Genomic DNA, 14,919 nt, shown 5'->3' with positions numbered 1-14,919 from the left:
ATCAGATCTCCATGCCCAGCATATTGGCCACTGTGTGCACGTCCTTGTCGCCACGGCCGGACAGGTTGACGATGACGATCTGGTCCTTGTCCATATCAGGCACGATCTTCACCGCCTGCGCGATGGCATGGGCCGATTCCAGCGCCGGAATGATGCCCTCGACGCGTGTCGTCAGCTGGAACGCCTCCAGCGCCTCGTCGTCGAGGATCGGCACATAGTCGACGCGGCCGGAATCGCGCAGCCATGAGTGCTCCGGCCCGACGCCGGGATAGTCGAGGCCGGCCGAGATCGAGTGGCCGTCCATGATCTGGCCGTCGGCGTTCTGCAAGAGGTAGGTGCGGTTGCCATGCAGCACGCCGGGCGCGCCGGCACTCATCGAGGCGCAATGCTCGATGCCGTCGAGCCCGCGGCCGCCGGCTTCGACGCCGATGATGCGCACCTGCCTGTCATCCAGGAAGGGATGGAACAGGCCGATGGCGTTCGAGCCGCCGCCGACACAAGCGATGATGGTGTCCGGCAGCCGGCCTTCCTGCTCGAGGATCTGGGCACGCGCCTCGGTGCCGATCACCGACTGGAAGTCGCGCACCAGCTCCGGATAGGGGTGCGGGCCGGCGGCGGTGCCGATCAGGTAATAGGTATCCTCGACATTGGTCACCCAATCGCGCAGCGCCTCGTTCATGGCGTCCTTCAGCGTGCCGTGGCCGGCGGTCACCGGCCGCACCTCGGCGCCCAGAAGCTTCATGCGAAAGACGTTGGGGCTTTGCCGGGCGACATCGGTTGCACCCATATAGACGATACAAGGAAGCCCGAAGCGCGCCGCCACTGTAGCGGACGCGACGCCATGCTGGCCGGCGCCGGTCTCGGCGATGATCCGCGTCTTGCCCATGCGCTTGGCGAGCAGGATCTGGCCGAGGCAGTTGTTGATCTTGTGCGAGCCAGTGTGGTTCAGGTCCTCGCGCTTGAAATAGACTTTTGCGCCGCCCCCGAGGCCCTTAGCCGCGGAAACCCCGCGAAGATGCCGGGTAAGGCCTTCGGCGAAATAGAGCTTCGAAGGCCGCCCGGCGTAATGCGTCGAGAGATCGGTCAGCTCGGCCTTGAAATCCGGGTCGTTCTTGACCTCGTTCCAGTGCCGCTCCAGCTCGAGGATCAGCGGCATCAGCGTTTCGGCAACGAAACGACCGCCAAAAATGCCGAACATGCCCTGCTCGTCGGGGCCGGTGCGGAAGGAATTCGGTATCGCCGGCTTATCCATCGCCGATCTCCTGGTCTGCGGTTTGAAGCGTGGTCAGGCGGCGCGGTTGTCGCGTGCTGCCCCGACGGCCCGGAAAAATTGTTCGATCAGCGCCGGTTCCTTGACGCCCGGCGCGTTTTCCACGCCCGAAGAAATATCTATTCCGGGCGGGTTCACGAGCCGAACGGCGTCGCCGATATTTCCAGCATTGAGCCCACCGGAAAGCATGTAATCGACGCCGGCGTCAAGGCCGGCAAGAATGCGCCAGTCGAAGGCAAGACCGTTGCCGCCCGGCAATTCCGAATTCCTAGGCGGCTTGGCATCGAACAGAAAGCGGTCGGCAATGCCGACGAAGGGTTTTACCTGCTCGAGATCGGCAGCCTCGCTGACCGGCAGCGCCTTCATCACCGGCAAGCCGTAGCGCGCCTTCACCTCGGCCACCCGCTCAGGGGTTTCGGCGCCGTGAAGCTGCAGCATGTCGGGCTGCATTTTTTCGACGATCTCATCCAGAAACGCGTCGCCGGCGTCGACCGTCACCGCAACCGCCTTGGCCCTGCCGCGCGCCGCTTCGCGCAGGCGGCCAGCTTCCGCCGGCTCGACATAGCGCGGGCTTTTGGCAAAGAAAATGAAGCCGACATGGCTGGCGCCGCCGGCCAATGCCGCGGCCAGTGCCTTGTCGGTCTTCAACCCGCATATCTTGATGTCCAGCGCCATGGCGCGGGATTGGCATGAAACGGCCAAAGAGTCGAGAAAAAGCATCCTGTTTGCCGCCAGCGCGGAACGCGCTACCTTGCTAATGTAAGAGCGCAACGCGCTACCTTGCTAATATAAGAGCGCAACGCTGCTTGCTCAGGCACAGAGGCGGGAGAACAAAGATCATGCCGGAAAAGACCGTCGCGGAACTCAGGCAAAAGCTGGCGCAGGCCCATGAGGTCATCGCTCATTTGATGGACAAGGCAGCCTTCAACGGCGCCGAGGCGCACCGGGCGCTGGCTTATTTCAGCAACGATGGCTTCGAGAAGGATTTCTTGCCCTGGCCGCGCCATGTCGATGAGGGGTTGCGGCCGGAGGAGTTGAACGCGGCCAATGACGATTGAGCAATTAAGCCCTGATCAAAGGCGCACTCTGTCAATGGCGTGTTCCTCCTCTCAACGCGCGACTTAGGTTGTTCATGGCCTCCAACGGAAAGTCATGTTTGCGCCAGTTTTCCTTGTAACCTTCGAGGTCATGTGTGTTCAAAACCTCACGCGCCGCACTGAGAACTGCTTCTGCGAACTCTCGCAACCCGCATGTGGCTTCAAGTTTCACCTCGCCGAAGTCGTCTGGCTCGTCAGACCAGATTTCTGAAAATTCCAGTATCTGCACTCTGACAAAAGCGCCTTCCGGCACCAGTACGAAGCGATACTCACCGGGTTCATCACAGAAGCGTGCGACCGAATACCTGGTGCCTTTCAGCGCGTTCAGCGTAGCGCCAAGCAGCTCGTTGAGGGCATCGCCCAGATAAGACGCCGCCACGGTCGCCTGAAGGTCCCCGACCGTGACATCGCACATCGCCCAGCCCGCTCCAATCAGCCGGTATTCGATCCGCGCAGGCATCAATCACTCGAACGCGATCGCCTGCAGCGCGCCGCCATTGCGCTTGAGCCAGTCCTTGCAGCGCTCGGTATCCGGGCAAAGCTGCTCGCATAATTTCCAGAATTTCGGGCCGTGGTTCATCTCCTTGAGATGCGCCACCTCATGCGCGACGAGGTAGTTTATCACCGGCCGCGGCGCCATCATGATGCGCCAGGAAAACGACAGATTGCCGTCCGACGTGCACGATCCCCAGCGGCTCGACGTATCCTTGAAGCGGATCGCCTTGGCCCGCTTGCCGACCGCGGCACTATGCTTGGTCACCAGCGCTTCGATCTCGCGCTTGGCTTCGCGCTTCAGGAAATCGGCGATGCGGCGCGGCAGATGCACACGCTCGCCATGCACGATCATCAGCGGCCCGCGCTCGTCGCGCGACAGCGTGACGGTTCCGCGTTTCGACGGTTCATGGACGATGCGATGCGGCACGCCGCGCACCGGTACCTTGATGCCGGGCCGCACCTGCGGCCGGTTGGGTACCTTGGCCAGCCTTTGCTCCAGCCAGTCCTGATGGCGGTCGAGGAATTTTTCCACCTCGCCGCGGCGCAGCCCCGGCGGCACGGTGATGCGCAAACCGCGGCCGCCGGAATCGATGCGTAGCGTCAGGCGCCGCGCCCGGTCGTTCTCGACGATCTTGAGCGGCAGCGTGCGGCCGGCAACGCAATGCTCGCGCTCCACGACGGGCGTGGGCTTGGGTTTCGTCGGGGTGCGAAAGAAGCCGAAGGACATTCCGGGACGATACGTGATTCGAGGGAAACGACTAGAACAAAAAAGAAACGGCGCCGCTGACGCGACGCCGTTGGATTATCTATCTGGGCACGGGACCTTACTCGTCGAGCAGGCCTGGCGTGGAGTTGCCGCCGCGTTTGTTGTTCGTCGTCGAGCCGGTTGACCCACCGGTCGTGGGCGACGTCGACTTGTTGCGGTTGGCCATGAAGCGGTCGAACTCTTCCTGGTCCTTGGCGCGGCGCAATTCGCGGGCATATTCATCGAACTCGCTCAGCATCTCGTCGAGCTTGCGGCGTTCCTCGGCAAGCCGCTCGAGTTCCTTTTCGCGCCAGTCGTCGAAAGCGACGTTGCCGGTGCGGGCGGAGCCATGGCCCCAGCGCGCGGCCTTGTCGGAACCGCGGCGGCAACCGGCGAAGATGCCGTCGGTGGCGCGGTTGACGTCGCGCTTGAAGCCCTCGAGCCGGTCGCCCCAGATGATGTAGGCGAGCATGGCGAAGCCGAGCGGCCAGAACACCATGAACCCGATCACCATCAACGCGATGGTCGCCGGCGTCCAGGCCGGACGGATCAATGCAGATGTGTTCATTTCTCCCAATCCTTCAGTTGGAGACAGCCAAATCCGGCTGCGTGGAATCGAAATGGGATGAAAAAAACGGCGATTCAAGACAGCAACCGCCAAAACCGGACAAGCGGCTGAAATGATTATCGCTTTTTGAGCTTTTCGAGGAAAAGAGCAGCCAGGCCCCGTAAGGGGGCAATGCCGCCGACGGTTCTGTAGGAAAATCCAGCGCCGATCGCGTCTGCTGGCTGAGTGCAATGGTTTGACGCTTCGAAGCCGTCCGTTCAAAAATCCAGAGGCGCATTGTCGACGACCTCTTTCATCACGAAGAAGGTTCTCGTCTGGCGAACGCCGGGCAGTGCGATCAATTGGTCCCCGTGGATTCGGTTGAAATCCGCCATGTCACCAACCCTGATCTTCAGAAAATAATCGAAGTCGCCTGCCACCAGATGGCAGTCGAGGATGAATTTCAGTTTGGCGACGGCCTTTTCGAATTCCGCGAAACTCTCCGGGGTCGAACGGTCGAGTACGACGCCAACCATCACCAACGCGCCTCTGTCGACCTTCTGCGGGGTCACCATCGCCCTGACATGGCTGATGTAGCCTTCATCGAACAGGCGTTGCGTCCGGCGGTGGCACGTCGCCGGGCTAACAGCGACCGACTGCGCCAGCTCCGCATTGGTCAGTCGCCCATTGCCCTGGAGCAGGCGCAACATTTTCAGGTCGATCCGGTCGAGCGCTGCGCGCATGAAAGATTCTTCCGTTATTCGGATTAAGACTCGAATATATATGACATTTCAATGCCATGAAGCGATATTTTGGATATTCTGGGCTCGATCTTTGAGAGCACATTTCAAGGCAGAGCTGATAGTGTTCATCGCACCACACCGCAATGAATGGAACAAGCGAGGGCACTCTCATGCTCGAGAAATTCGAACGTTATCCGCTCACATTCGGGCCGACCCATATCGAGAAACTGGAGCGGCTTGGTGGTCATCTCGGCGGGAAGGTCGATCTCTATGCCAAGCGGGAGGATTGCAATTCCGGCCTTGCCTTCGGTGGCAATAAACTGCGCAAGCTCGAATACATCGTCCCGGACGCGATCGCCTCAAACGCCGATACGCTGGTGTCGATCGGTGGCGTCCAATCCAACCATACGCGCATGGTGGCGGCCGTCGCGGCGAAGATCGGCATGAAGTGCCGCCTCGTGCAGGAAAGCTGGGTGCCCCACGAGGACGCCGTCTACGATCGCGTCGGCAATATCCTTTTGAGCCGGATCATGGGCGCTGATGTCCAGATGGTCGATGAGGGTTTCGACATCGGGATTAGGGAAAGCTGGGAACAGGCAATCGCGGATGTGAAGGCCAAGGGTGGCAAACCCTATCCGATTCCGGCCGGGGCTTCGGTACACAAATATGGCGGCCTGGGCTATGTCGGCTTTGCCGAGGAGGTCCGCGCGCAGGAGAAGGAGCTCGGCTTTGCCTTCGACTACATCGTCGTTTGTACCGTCACCGGTTCGACTCACGCCGGCATGCTGGTCGGCTTCGCCAAGGACGGCCGCGAGCGCAAGGTGATCGGCATCGACGCATCCTGCACCCCGGCGCAGACCAAGGCGCAAGTGCTCAAGATCGCGCAGAGCACCGCGACGCTGGTCGAACTCGGCAAGGAGCTCGATGAGAACGATGTCGTCCTGATCGAAGATTATGCCTATCCGGTCTACGGCGTCCCCTCGCAGGAGACGAAGGAAGCAATCCGTCTCTGCGCGCGTCTTGAAGGCATGATCACGGATCCGGTCTATGAGGGAAAATCCATGCAGGGCATGATCGATCTCGTGAGCAAGGGTTATTTTCCCAAGGGATCGAAAGTGCTCTACGCCCACCTTGGCGGCGCTCCGGCCATCAACGGATATGCTTATGCGTTCCGCAACGGCTGAATCTATCCCGCCTGCCGCACCATGGCGTCCACCGCCCGCACCAGCATGTCGAGATCCTGCGGCCGCGACAGGCGGTGGTCGCCGTCGGGAATGAGCGACAGCGTGACGTCGTCGGCCGGCAGCAGGCTGACCAGCTTCAACGCATGGCTCGACGGCACGTCGGGATCGGCAAGGCCTTGCAGGATGTGGACCGGACAGTGCGTGTCGATCGGCCCGGTCATCACCCGGTTGTTGCGGCCGTCCTCGATCAGTGCGCGCGTGTAGATGTACGGTTCGGCGGAATAGTCCGACGGCTCCTCGAAAAAGCCCTTTTTCCTGAGGTTGCGCTTCTGCGCCCCGGTCAGCACCGGCTCCACCAGTTCGAATGTGAAATCGGGCGCCGGGGCCAGCAGCACAAGACCTGCGATGCTGTTTTCGCCCGCCTTGCGCAATTCCTGCACCATGCGCAGCGCGATCCAGGCGCCCATCGAGGAGCCGACCAGGATCTGCCTGCCCTGGGTGAAGCGGCGGAAAACCGCCAGGCTCTCGCCCAGCCATTTCGAGATGGTGCCGTCGGCAAAGGCGCCACCCGATTCGCCGTGGCCGGAATAATCGTGGCGCAGAAAGGCGCGACCTTCTTTGCGCGCCCATTCCGACAACGTTTCGGCCTTGGTGCCCAGCATGTCCGATTTGTAGCCGCCGAGCCAGACGATGCCGGGCTCGGCACCTGTCGCATGCCTGACGGCGATGCTCGTCCCGTCGACGTCCAGAAAGATCGGGGTGGTGGTCATGGTGTATTCCCTCACGCCGGTCTTTTGACACAGCAAGGCATTCAACGAAAAGTGCTCCGCCACTTTCTTCGCTTGGTGCAGAGGAGCATTCCATCGAGCAGGTGATTTCCTGAGAATGCTGTGCTATTGACTCCGACCGCGCGCTCACCACATTGCGCGTTCGCAATTCTGAACTGAAGAACCCCTTAACGAAACGGCTCAAGGAGACCACGACCATTCGCAGACCTTTCAAAGCAGCGGCGCCCACCAAGGAAGGCCCGCGCTCCAACCGTGACATCCGGGTTCCCCGGGTCCAGCTAATCGACGCCGAAGGCCAGAACCGCGGCGATGTCTCCATCAACGACGCATTGCTGCTCGCCGAAGAGGCGGGGCTCGATCTGGTCGAGATATCGCCCAATGCAGTGCCGCCCGTCGTAAAAATCCTCGATCTCGGCAAGCTGAAATACGCCAACCAGAAGAAGGCGGCCGAGGCGCGCAAGAACCAGAAGGTCATCGAGATCAAGGAGATCAAGATGCGCCCGAACATCGACAGCCACGACTATGAGACCAAGATGAAGGCCGTCCGGCGCTTTTTCGAGGAAGGCGACAAGGTCAAGCTGACATTGCGCTTCCGCGGTCGCGAGATGGCGCATATGGAACTCGGCATGCAGCTTCTGAACAAGGTTCGCGAGGAAGTGGCGCCCATCGCCAAGGTCGAAGCCGAACCGAAGCTCGAAGGCCGTCAGATGATGATGGTGCTGGCGCCCCGCTAAAGCGCGTTGCGCTTTAGTTCTGTTTTGTGCATGTCGTTGTCGCAAAACCGCTGCGCACTGTTGGGCGACGTGCATTAAATCCGCCTGAATCATGTTGCAAGGCGTCCCGGCGATCGGCGGGGCGCCTGTTTCTTGGCCAGACGCTGCGATCGCCGGCGAGAGCAAAGACGCTCTGGTTCCCTCGACGATCGGATTCCCGACATGGTCAATGACGTCAAGCATTCGGAAGCCAAATATGGGCTGGGCAGCTACCAGCACACGCGCAGGATGGTGCTTGCCGTCGTCGTCGTCGTCCTTTTCGCGATGCTTTTGTTCGGGCAGTCGGTTTTTCCGCCCGATACGCCTGTGCATGAAACGATCGAAATGGTTGGCGTCGTGCTGATCTTTCTCGGCATCGTCGGACGCTTGTGGTCGACGCTCTATATCGGCGGTCGCAAATCCTCCGAAGTGGTGACCGGCGGACCGTATTCGATCACCCGCAACCCGCTCTATGTCTTCTCTACTTTAGCTGCCGCCGGTGTCGGCGCACAGATCGGCTCCATCACCGCCACGATCGGCTTTGGAGCGCTCTGCGCGGGTGCCTTTTACATCGTTATCCTGCGCGAGGAGAAATTCCTCAAGCAGGCTCTCGGCGCGCAATACCAGGCCTACCTGGCGAAAGTGCCGCGCTTCTTCCCGAAACTGTCGCTGTATCAGGAAGGCGACACCGGCAGCTTCAAGCCGCGCCTGCTGCGAACCACGCTGCTGGACGGGCTGGTCTTCCTCGTTGCCTTGCCGGCTTTCGAACTGATCGACGGCGCCCAGCAGTCCGGCATATTGCCGGTGCTGTTCCGTTTCCCCTGAGTACAGTGTTGCTGAATACAGTGTTGCTGAGCACGGGGTGTTGCGCGCCAGCCCGCTTTGACGTATAGGACCGCCGTTCCCAAAAAACCGCCCGGCAGGGCATGCCGTGGCGGTTTCATTTGCTTTTCGGGCTTTGGTCGGCCTGAAGCGAACAAAAAGCGCATTGGTGCGCATATAAACGGAGTAGCAAAATGCCCAAGATGAAGACCAAATCGGCCGCCAAGAAGCGGTTCAAGATCACAGGTACGGGTAAAGTTCTGTCGGCTGCGGCCGGCAAGCGTCACGGCATGATCAAGCGTTCCAACAAGTTCATTCGAAATGCCCGCGGCACGATGGTTCTGGCTGAACCGGATGGCAAGAAGGTCATCAAGAATTTTCTGCCGAACGGCCTCTAGGGCATGATGCCAAAAAGTTGCAGACTTTTTGGAAACATCATGCGCCAAAATAAGAGCATTCGGTCTGGGCACGCATTTGTTTTACGCAATTCCGAACGGAAAACCGCCAGGCACTTTCCTGGAATTGCTTTTAAGGAGATCATGACATGGCACGCGTAAAGAGAGGCGTCACCTCGCACGCCAAGCACAAGAAGGTCCTGAAAGCCGCCAAGGGTTTTTACGGCCGTCGCAAGAACACCATCCGCATCGCCAAGCAGGCGGTGGAAAAGTCGCTGCAGTACGCCTATCGCGACCGCAAGAACCGCAAGCGCTCGTTCCGCGCGCTGTGGATCCAGCGCATCAATGCGGCGACGCATGAGCATGGCCTGACCTATGGCCGTTTCATCGACGGTCTCAACAAGGCCGGGATCGAGATCGATCGCAAGATCCTGTCGGACATGGCCATCCACGAGCCGCAGGCCTTCGCCGCACTCGTGGCCAAGGCCAAGGTCGCGCTCGAATACCTGAAGAACACCACGCCGAATGCTTTTGAAAGCGCTGTCGCTTAAGACCAGCGCTTCCCAAGCTATTCGACACTTGATTTGGGAAACCCGCGCTGGCAGGGCTGGCGCGGGTTTTTCTTTGCTTCCAATCGGATCTGGAACATGAGTGACATGGAAACTCTCGAAAATTCCCTGATGGCCGAGATCGCCTCGGCCGCCGACGAGCAGGCGATCGAGGCGGTGCGTGTCTCTGCCCTTGGCAAGAAGGGCTCGGTTTCCGAGATGCTGAAGACGCTCGGCTCGATGAGCGCCGAGGAGCGACAGGTCAAAGGCCCGGCAATCAACGGCCTCAAGAACCGCGTCACCGAGGCACTTTCGGCGCGCCGCGCCGAGCTGAAAGATGTGGCGATCACGGCACGGCTTGCCGCCGAGAAGGTCGACGTCAGCTTGCCGGTCAGGCAATCGCCGGCCGAGCGCGGCCGCATCCATCCGATCAGCCAGGTTATCGACGAGATCGCGGCGATTTTCGGCGATCTCGGCTTTGCCATCGCCGAAGGTCCGGACATCGAGACCGACTATTACAATTTCACCTCGCTGAACTTCCCGGAAGGCCACCCGGCGCGCGAGATGCACGACACGTTCTTCTTCCAGCCGGACGAGCAGGGGGAGCGCAAGCTTTTGCGCACCCACACCTCGCCGGTGCAGATCCGCACCATGGAGATGCAGAAGCCGCCGATCCGCATCGTCATTCCCGGCAAGACCTACCGGCAGGATTCCGATGCCACCCACTCGCCGATGTTCCATCAGGTCGAGGGGCTGGTGATCGACAAATCGGCCAACGTCGCCAACATGAAATGGGTGCTGGAGGAGTTCTGCAAGGCCTTCTTCGAAGTGCCGAGCGTCAAGATGCGCTTCCGGCCGTCCTTCTTCCCGTTCACCGAGCCCAGCCTCGAGGTCGACATCCAGTGCGACCGTTCGCGGCCCGGCGAGGTGCGCTTCGGCGAGGGCTCGGACTGGATGGAGATCCTCGGCTGCGGCATGGTCCACCCCAATGTGCTCCGTTACGGCGGGCTCGATCCCGACGAATACCAGGGCTTCGCCTGGGGCATGGGCATCGACCGCATCGCCATGCTGAAATACGGCATGCCGGATCTGCGCGCCTTCTTCGACGCCGATGTGCGCTGGCTGTCGCATTACGGTTTTAGGCCGCTTGACATGCCGACGCTGTTCGGGGGCTTGAGCGCGTGACGACCGGGCCGCAGCAAATCCGCGGGCAGCTCGCCTTCCTGCACATGTGCGACGCGCGGACGCATAGCTTCAAGTGCAGCGTGCCCAGACCAGACGGAACACAGTCATGAAACTCACCCTCTCCTGGCTCAAGGATCATCTCGACACCGACGCCTCGCTGGCGGAAATCGTCGAGCGTCTCACCTCGATCGGCCTCGAGGTCGAGCATGTCGACGACCGGGCGAGCCTGGCCCCCTTCGTCATCGCCAAGGTGCTGACGGCGGTCCAGCATCCCGACGCCGACCGGCTTCGCGTGCTGACCGTCGACACCGGCGACGGCAAGCCGCCGGTGCAGGTCGTGTGTGGAGCGCCGAACGCCCGCGCGGGCCTGATCGGCGCCTTTGCAGCACCGGGCACCTATATTCCCGGCATCGACGTGACGCTGACCGTCGGCAAGATCCGCGGCGTTGAAAGCCACGGCATGATGTGCTCCGAGCGCGAGCTCGAATTGTCCGAGGAGCATGACGGCATCATCGACCTTCCGGCCGATGCGCCGGTCGGTACCAGCTTCGCCGCCTATGCCCATCTCGACGACCCGCTGATCGAGATCAATCTGACGCCGAACCGGCCGGATGCGACCAGTGTCCATGGCATCGCCCGCGATCTGGCGGCGAGCGGGCTCGGCACGCTGAAGATCGCGCCGATAGAGCCGATCCCCGGCAAGGGCGAGACGCCGGTCAAGGTGACGATCGAAGCGCCGGAGCTCTGTCCCGGCTTTGCGCTGCGCCTGGTACGCGGCGTCAAGAACGGACCGTCGCCGAAATGGCTGCAGCAAAGGCTTCTCGCCATCGGCTTGAGGCCGATCAGCGCGCTCGTCGATATCACCAATTACGTCACCTTCGACCGCGGTCGGCCGCTGCATGTTTTTGACGCTGCGAAGGTCACCGGCAATCTCACCGTGCGCCGGGCGCATGACGGCGAAAAGGTGCTGGCGCTCGACGGCCGCGAATACACGCTGACGCCGGAGATGTGCGTCATCGCCGACCAGGACGGCATCGAATCGATTGCCGGCATCATGGGCGGCGAGCATTCCGGCTGCGACGAGAACACGTCAGACGTGCTGATCGAGTCGGCGCTTTGGGACCCGATCACCACCGCCCGCACCGGCCGCACACTCGGCATCATCACCGACGCGCGCTATCGGTTTGAGCGTGGCGTCGACCCGGAAATGATGGTTCCCGGCTTGGAGCTGGCAACGAAGCTGGTGCTCGATTTCTGCGGTGGTACGCCGGCCCAAACCCGAGTCGTCGGCTATGCCGGCCATCAGCCGAAGATCGTCTCGTTCCCATTGTCGGAAGTGAAGCGGCTGACCGGCATCGAAGTGCCGCGCTCGACAAGCCTCGACATTCTTGCCCGCCTCGGCTTCAGGCCGGAGGGCACGGGCGATGTCGTCAATGTGGCGGTCCCGTCCTGGCGGCCGGATGTCGACGGCAAGGCCGACCTGGTCGAGGAGGTCATGCGCATCCACGGCGTCGACAACATCGCGCCGCAGCCGCTCGGTTCGCACGATGCGGTCAACGCCAGGATCCTGACTGTGCTGCAGATCCGCACCCGCGCCGCCAAGCGGGCACTTGCCGTGCGCGGCATGATGGAGGCCGTCACCTGGTCGTTCATTCCGGCAAAACACGCCGAATTGTTCGGCGGCGGCCAGCAGGCGCTGAAGCTTGCCAACCCGATCGCCGCCGATATGTCGGACATGCGGCCGTCGCTGCTGCCGGGGCTGATTGCGGCAGCACAGCGCAATGCCGACAGGGGCATCGGCGATATCGCGCTTTTCGAAGTGTCGGGCACTTACGAGGGCGACGGCGCCGACCAGCAGCGGCGCGTTGCCGCCGGCGTGCGGCGCGGCACCGCCAAGCTCGAGGGCTCCGGCCGCCATTGGGCCGGCAACGCCGGCGCCGTCGGCGTCTTCGATGCCAAGGCCGATGCGATCGCAGCACTCGAAGCCTGCGGCGCGCCGGTCGAGCGGCTGCAGATCGAGGCTGGCGGCCCGGCCTGGTATCATCCCGGCCGCTCCGGCACGATCAAGCTTGGGCCGAAGGTAATCCTTGGCACGTTTGGCGAGTTCCACCCGAAGACACTGGAGGGGCTGGACGTCTCCGGCCCGCTCTGCGGCTTCGAAGTGTTCATCGATGCGGTGCCCGAGCCGAAGGCCAAGCCGACGCGGACGAAGCCGAGGCTTGATCTGTCCGCCTTCCAGGCGGTCAAGCGCGATTTCGCCTTCGTTGTCGACAAGGCGGTCGAAGCCGGCACACTCGTTCGCGCCGCCCTTGCCGCCGACCGAAAGCTGATTTCCGGCGTCTCGGTGTTCGATGTTTTCGAGGGTGCAGCGCTCGGCGCGGCGAAAAAATCGATCGCCATTGAAGTGTCGATCCAGCCGGTCGAAAAGACGCTGACCGACGACGATTTCGAGGCGCTGGCCAAGCGCATCGTCGAGAATGTCGGCAAGCAGACCGGCGGCGTGCTCAGAACCTAGAACGGATGCGATGATGGTTCACACCAGCAAACTCTCCATCACCTGGCTGGCAACTCACATCGGGACGATCGACGGCTTCTTGGATGACCAGGAATGCGCCGATCTGATCGCTGACAGTGAACGGCGCGGTTTCGAGGCGGCCAAGGTGAACAGCTCCGGCGGCGCCACCGTCCTGAAGGAGCTTCGCAATAACGACCGGGTTGTCTTCGATGACGAGGACCTTGCGGATTTGCTCTTCGCACGGGCGCGGCCTCTGCTCTATCGTGGTCTCGGCGACTGGCGCTTGACCGGGCTGAATGAGCGTTTCCGTTTCTATCGCTATGGGCCGGGCCAGAAGTTCGATTGGCACCATGACGGCTATTTCGAGCGCCACGCCTTGGAGCGCAGTCAGTTCACGTTCATGATTTATCTATCAGATGGATTTGAAGGGGGAGGAACCTCGTTTCGCGGCGAGATGCCGGGCTATGCCGGTAGCAGTCTTCTGGTGAAGCCGAAGAAAGGAATGGCACTGGCGTTCTACCATCCGATCGAGCATCGCGGCGACGAGGTGCTGTCGGGGCGCAAGTACGTCATCCGGACGGACGTGATGTACAAGCGCCAATGAAACGCTGTCCGTTCTGCCGCTGAGCTAAATGCACCTGACCCCGCTGGAAGTGTTTTTCGTCAAGGAGTTCTGCCGTTCCGCCGGCGTTTCTCCTGACATGATGCGTGCGCTGAAAGTCAAAGTACGCAGCCGCGATCCTGTAGGATTCATGACCAGAGTCACTCCCTCATCGGTTCCCCCGGAATTGCGCTTTGAGAGTCGAGTGTTCAGTTCGCTTCGGGTAGCGTGCGTTGGACCTGACCAGCTTCTTTGCGGCATGGTGCTGTTCTTCGATGAGATTGAAGGAAAGCTAGATGCGATCGAAGGCTTTGTGTATGGCGAAGAATGGCCGTCAATCGAGGAGCCAGTCTTCTGGTCCGAGACCGACCGAACAATGAGCCTTGGGCGGGAGGGAAACTAGCCTGCAGAAATGGGCGTCACGACGCCCTTTCCGATAATTGCACAACGCATGGCGCGCTGAGGACCTAGAGGGGTTGCCGGCAGGTGACGAATCGCCGTCCAAAGGGCGATGGACCATTTGCGCTATTCAGGGCTGCCCTTTGAGGAACAGCGTGCAGCCTTTCTCGATATCGTCTCGGCCGATCCGCTGATTGGCGAGACGCTGTCGCGAGTGCGGGCGCTTGACCTGCGGGACTGGCTGGTCGTGTCCGGCGCGCTTTACAACAGCGTCTGGAATCACCTGACCGGAAAGCCCTCGGGGTACGGCATCCGGGATGTCGACCTGTTCTATTTCGATGAGAGCGATCTGTCCTATGAAGCCGAGGACACGGTCATCCGCCGGGCGGCGAAGCAGTTCGAAGGACTGACGCTGCCGGTCGAAGTGCGCAACCAGGCGCGGGTGCATCTGTGGTTTGAGGCGCGCTTTGGCGGTTCCTATCCCAGACTGTCGTCGTCCGCCGAGGCGCTGTCCTATTTCGCTTCGAAAACCCATGCGGTCGGCGTTAGATTCGGCACCGATGGGCAACTCGCGCTCGTGGCGCCGTTCGGGCTCGACGACATCTTCTCGTTTCGCGTTACCCCGAACCGTGCACTGGATAATCGGCAGACGCACGAGATGAAGGGCGCGCGTGCCAGGGAGAACTGGCCGGAGATCAGTGTCGTGCCTTGGTAGGAAATGTCGGCGCGAGGCACCCCCCTCTGCCCTGCCGGGCATCTCCCCCTCAAGGGGGGAGATCGGATGTCGCCTCGGCTTTCGCCAATCACCGGCGCCGGAAGGGCGGGCAGGGCGC

19 protein-coding genes are annotated in these 14,919 nt (G+C 61.5%); 11 read left to right on the top strand and 8 right to left on the bottom strand.

The annotated features are described in order from the left end of the window. Position 1: 1 nt before the first annotated feature. Both trpB and NKK47_RS09570 read right to left on the bottom strand, forming a co-directional pair. Positions 2-1,252, bottom strand: a complete 1,251-nt coding sequence (gene trpB / locus NKK47_RS09575; RefSeq protein WP_352576311.1) for a tryptophan synthase subunit beta — start codon at positions 1,250-1,252, stop codon at positions 2-4. A gap of 33 nt (positions 1,253-1,285) precedes the next feature. Continuing rightward, a complete protein-coding gene (locus NKK47_RS09570; protein WP_352576379.1) occupies positions 1,286-1,945 on the bottom strand; it encodes a phosphoribosylanthranilate isomerase in 660 nt (219 codons plus the stop codon). Between the two features lie 164 nt (positions 1,946-2,109). Here NKK47_RS09570 and NKK47_RS09565 point away from each other — a divergent pair, with 164 nt between their 5' ends. After that, entirely contained in the window at positions 2,110-2,328 is a 219-nt protein-coding gene (locus NKK47_RS09565) for a hypothetical protein (protein WP_023718294.1), read from the top strand. A 31-nt stretch (positions 2,329-2,359) separates the two neighbouring features. On the opposite strand, the gene NKK47_RS09560 is transcribed toward NKK47_RS09565, so the two are convergent. The 5 genes from NKK47_RS09560 to NKK47_RS09540 all read right to left on the bottom strand — a co-directional run bounded on the left by NKK47_RS09560 (position 2,360) and on the right by NKK47_RS09540 (position 4,897). Beyond that, positions 2,360-2,827, bottom strand: coding sequence for a hypothetical protein (locus NKK47_RS09560; RefSeq protein WP_352576310.1), 468 nt, complete (start codon positions 2,825-2,827; stop codon positions 2,360-2,362). A gap of 3 nt (positions 2,828-2,830) precedes the next feature. Then, the gene (locus NKK47_RS09555) at positions 2,831-3,589 is read right to left on the bottom strand and encodes a M48 family metallopeptidase (RefSeq protein WP_352451640.1); all 759 of its coding nucleotides are present in this window, start codon (positions 3,587-3,589) and stop codon (positions 2,831-2,833) included. Positions 3,590-3,686: 97 nt separating this feature from the next. Beyond that, positions 3,687-4,175 (bottom strand): DUF2852 domain-containing protein, encoded by a 489-nt coding sequence (locus NKK47_RS09550; protein ID WP_023677569.1) that lies wholly within the window; start codon positions 4,173-4,175, stop codon positions 3,687-3,689. Positions 4,176-4,188: 13 nt separating this feature from the next. Beyond that, a complete protein-coding gene (locus tag NKK47_RS09545) occupies positions 4,189-4,452 on the bottom strand; it encodes a hypothetical protein (RefSeq protein WP_352576308.1) in 264 nt (87 codons plus the stop codon). Continuing rightward, complete coding sequence (locus NKK47_RS09540; protein WP_352454794.1) at positions 4,433-4,897, bottom strand: Lrp/AsnC ligand binding domain-containing protein; 465 nt, start codon at positions 4,895-4,897, stop codon at positions 4,433-4,435. Before NKK47_RS09540 ends, NKK47_RS09545 begins: the two co-directional genes overlap by 20 nt. Before the next feature lie 170 nt (positions 4,898-5,067). Here NKK47_RS09540 and NKK47_RS09535 point away from each other — a divergent pair, with 170 nt between their 5' ends. Next, positions 5,068-6,081, top strand: coding sequence for a 1-aminocyclopropane-1-carboxylate deaminase (locus tag NKK47_RS09535; RefSeq protein ID WP_023677571.1), 1,014 nt, complete (start codon positions 5,068-5,070; stop codon positions 6,079-6,081). A gap of 2 nt (positions 6,082-6,083) precedes the next feature. Here the strand turns inward: NKK47_RS09535 and NKK47_RS09530 are convergent, their stop codons facing one another. Then, the gene (locus NKK47_RS09530) at positions 6,084-6,851 is read right to left on the bottom strand and encodes an alpha/beta hydrolase (RefSeq protein WP_352472561.1); all 768 of its coding nucleotides are present in this window, start codon (positions 6,849-6,851) and stop codon (positions 6,084-6,086) included. A 215-nt stretch (positions 6,852-7,066) separates the two neighbouring features. Here NKK47_RS09530 and infC point away from each other — a divergent pair, with 215 nt between their 5' ends. From infC to NKK47_RS09485, 9 genes are all read left to right on the top strand, one after another. After that, on the top strand, positions 7,067-7,603 hold the full coding sequence (gene infC, locus NKK47_RS09525; protein WP_023677573.1) for a translation initiation factor IF-3: 537 nt from the start codon (positions 7,067-7,069) through the stop codon (positions 7,601-7,603). Between the two features lie 201 nt (positions 7,604-7,804). Continuing rightward, positions 7,805-8,446, top strand: coding sequence for a methyltransferase family protein (locus tag NKK47_RS09520; RefSeq protein ID WP_352576306.1), 642 nt, complete (start codon positions 7,805-7,807; stop codon positions 8,444-8,446). Between the two features lie 191 nt (positions 8,447-8,637). Further along, positions 8,638-8,841: a 50S ribosomal protein L35 gene (gene rpmI, locus NKK47_RS09515; RefSeq protein WP_006201248.1), complete on the top strand. Its 204-nt coding sequence runs from the start codon at positions 8,638-8,640 to the stop codon at positions 8,839-8,841. 146 nt (positions 8,842-8,987) lie between these two features. Further along, positions 8,988-9,389, top strand: coding sequence for a 50S ribosomal protein L20 (gene rplT, locus NKK47_RS09510; protein WP_006201247.1), 402 nt, complete (start codon positions 8,988-8,990; stop codon positions 9,387-9,389). Positions 9,390-9,485: 96 nt separating this feature from the next. Next, positions 9,486-10,571: a phenylalanine--tRNA ligase subunit alpha gene (gene pheS, locus NKK47_RS09505; RefSeq protein WP_352451635.1), complete on the top strand. Its 1,086-nt coding sequence runs from the start codon at positions 9,486-9,488 to the stop codon at positions 10,569-10,571. Positions 10,572-10,677: 106 nt separating this feature from the next. Continuing rightward, entirely contained in the window at positions 10,678-13,086 is a 2,409-nt protein-coding gene (gene pheT / locus NKK47_RS09500) for a phenylalanine--tRNA ligase subunit beta (protein WP_352576304.1), read from the top strand. Positions 13,087-13,096: 10 nt separating this feature from the next. Continuing rightward, entirely contained in the window at positions 13,097-13,690 is a 594-nt protein-coding gene (locus tag NKK47_RS09495; RefSeq protein WP_352568469.1) for a prolyl hydroxylase family protein, read from the top strand. A 28-nt stretch (positions 13,691-13,718) separates the two neighbouring features. Then, positions 13,719-14,090: a hypothetical protein gene (locus NKK47_RS09490; protein ID WP_352568468.1), complete on the top strand. Its 372-nt coding sequence runs from the start codon at positions 13,719-13,721 to the stop codon at positions 14,088-14,090. A gap of 108 nt (positions 14,091-14,198) precedes the next feature. Then, on the top strand, positions 14,199-14,801 hold the full coding sequence (locus NKK47_RS09485) for a nucleotidyltransferase family protein (RefSeq protein WP_352568466.1): 603 nt from the start codon (positions 14,199-14,201) through the stop codon (positions 14,799-14,801). Positions 14,802-14,919 lie beyond the last annotated feature (118 nt).

It is taken from the genome of Mesorhizobium sp. M0019 (assembly GCF_040323975.1).
Lineage (GTDB): Bacteria > Pseudomonadota > Alphaproteobacteria > Rhizobiales > Rhizobiaceae > Mesorhizobium.
This window is presented reverse-complemented; position numbering and strand designations above follow the sequence as displayed.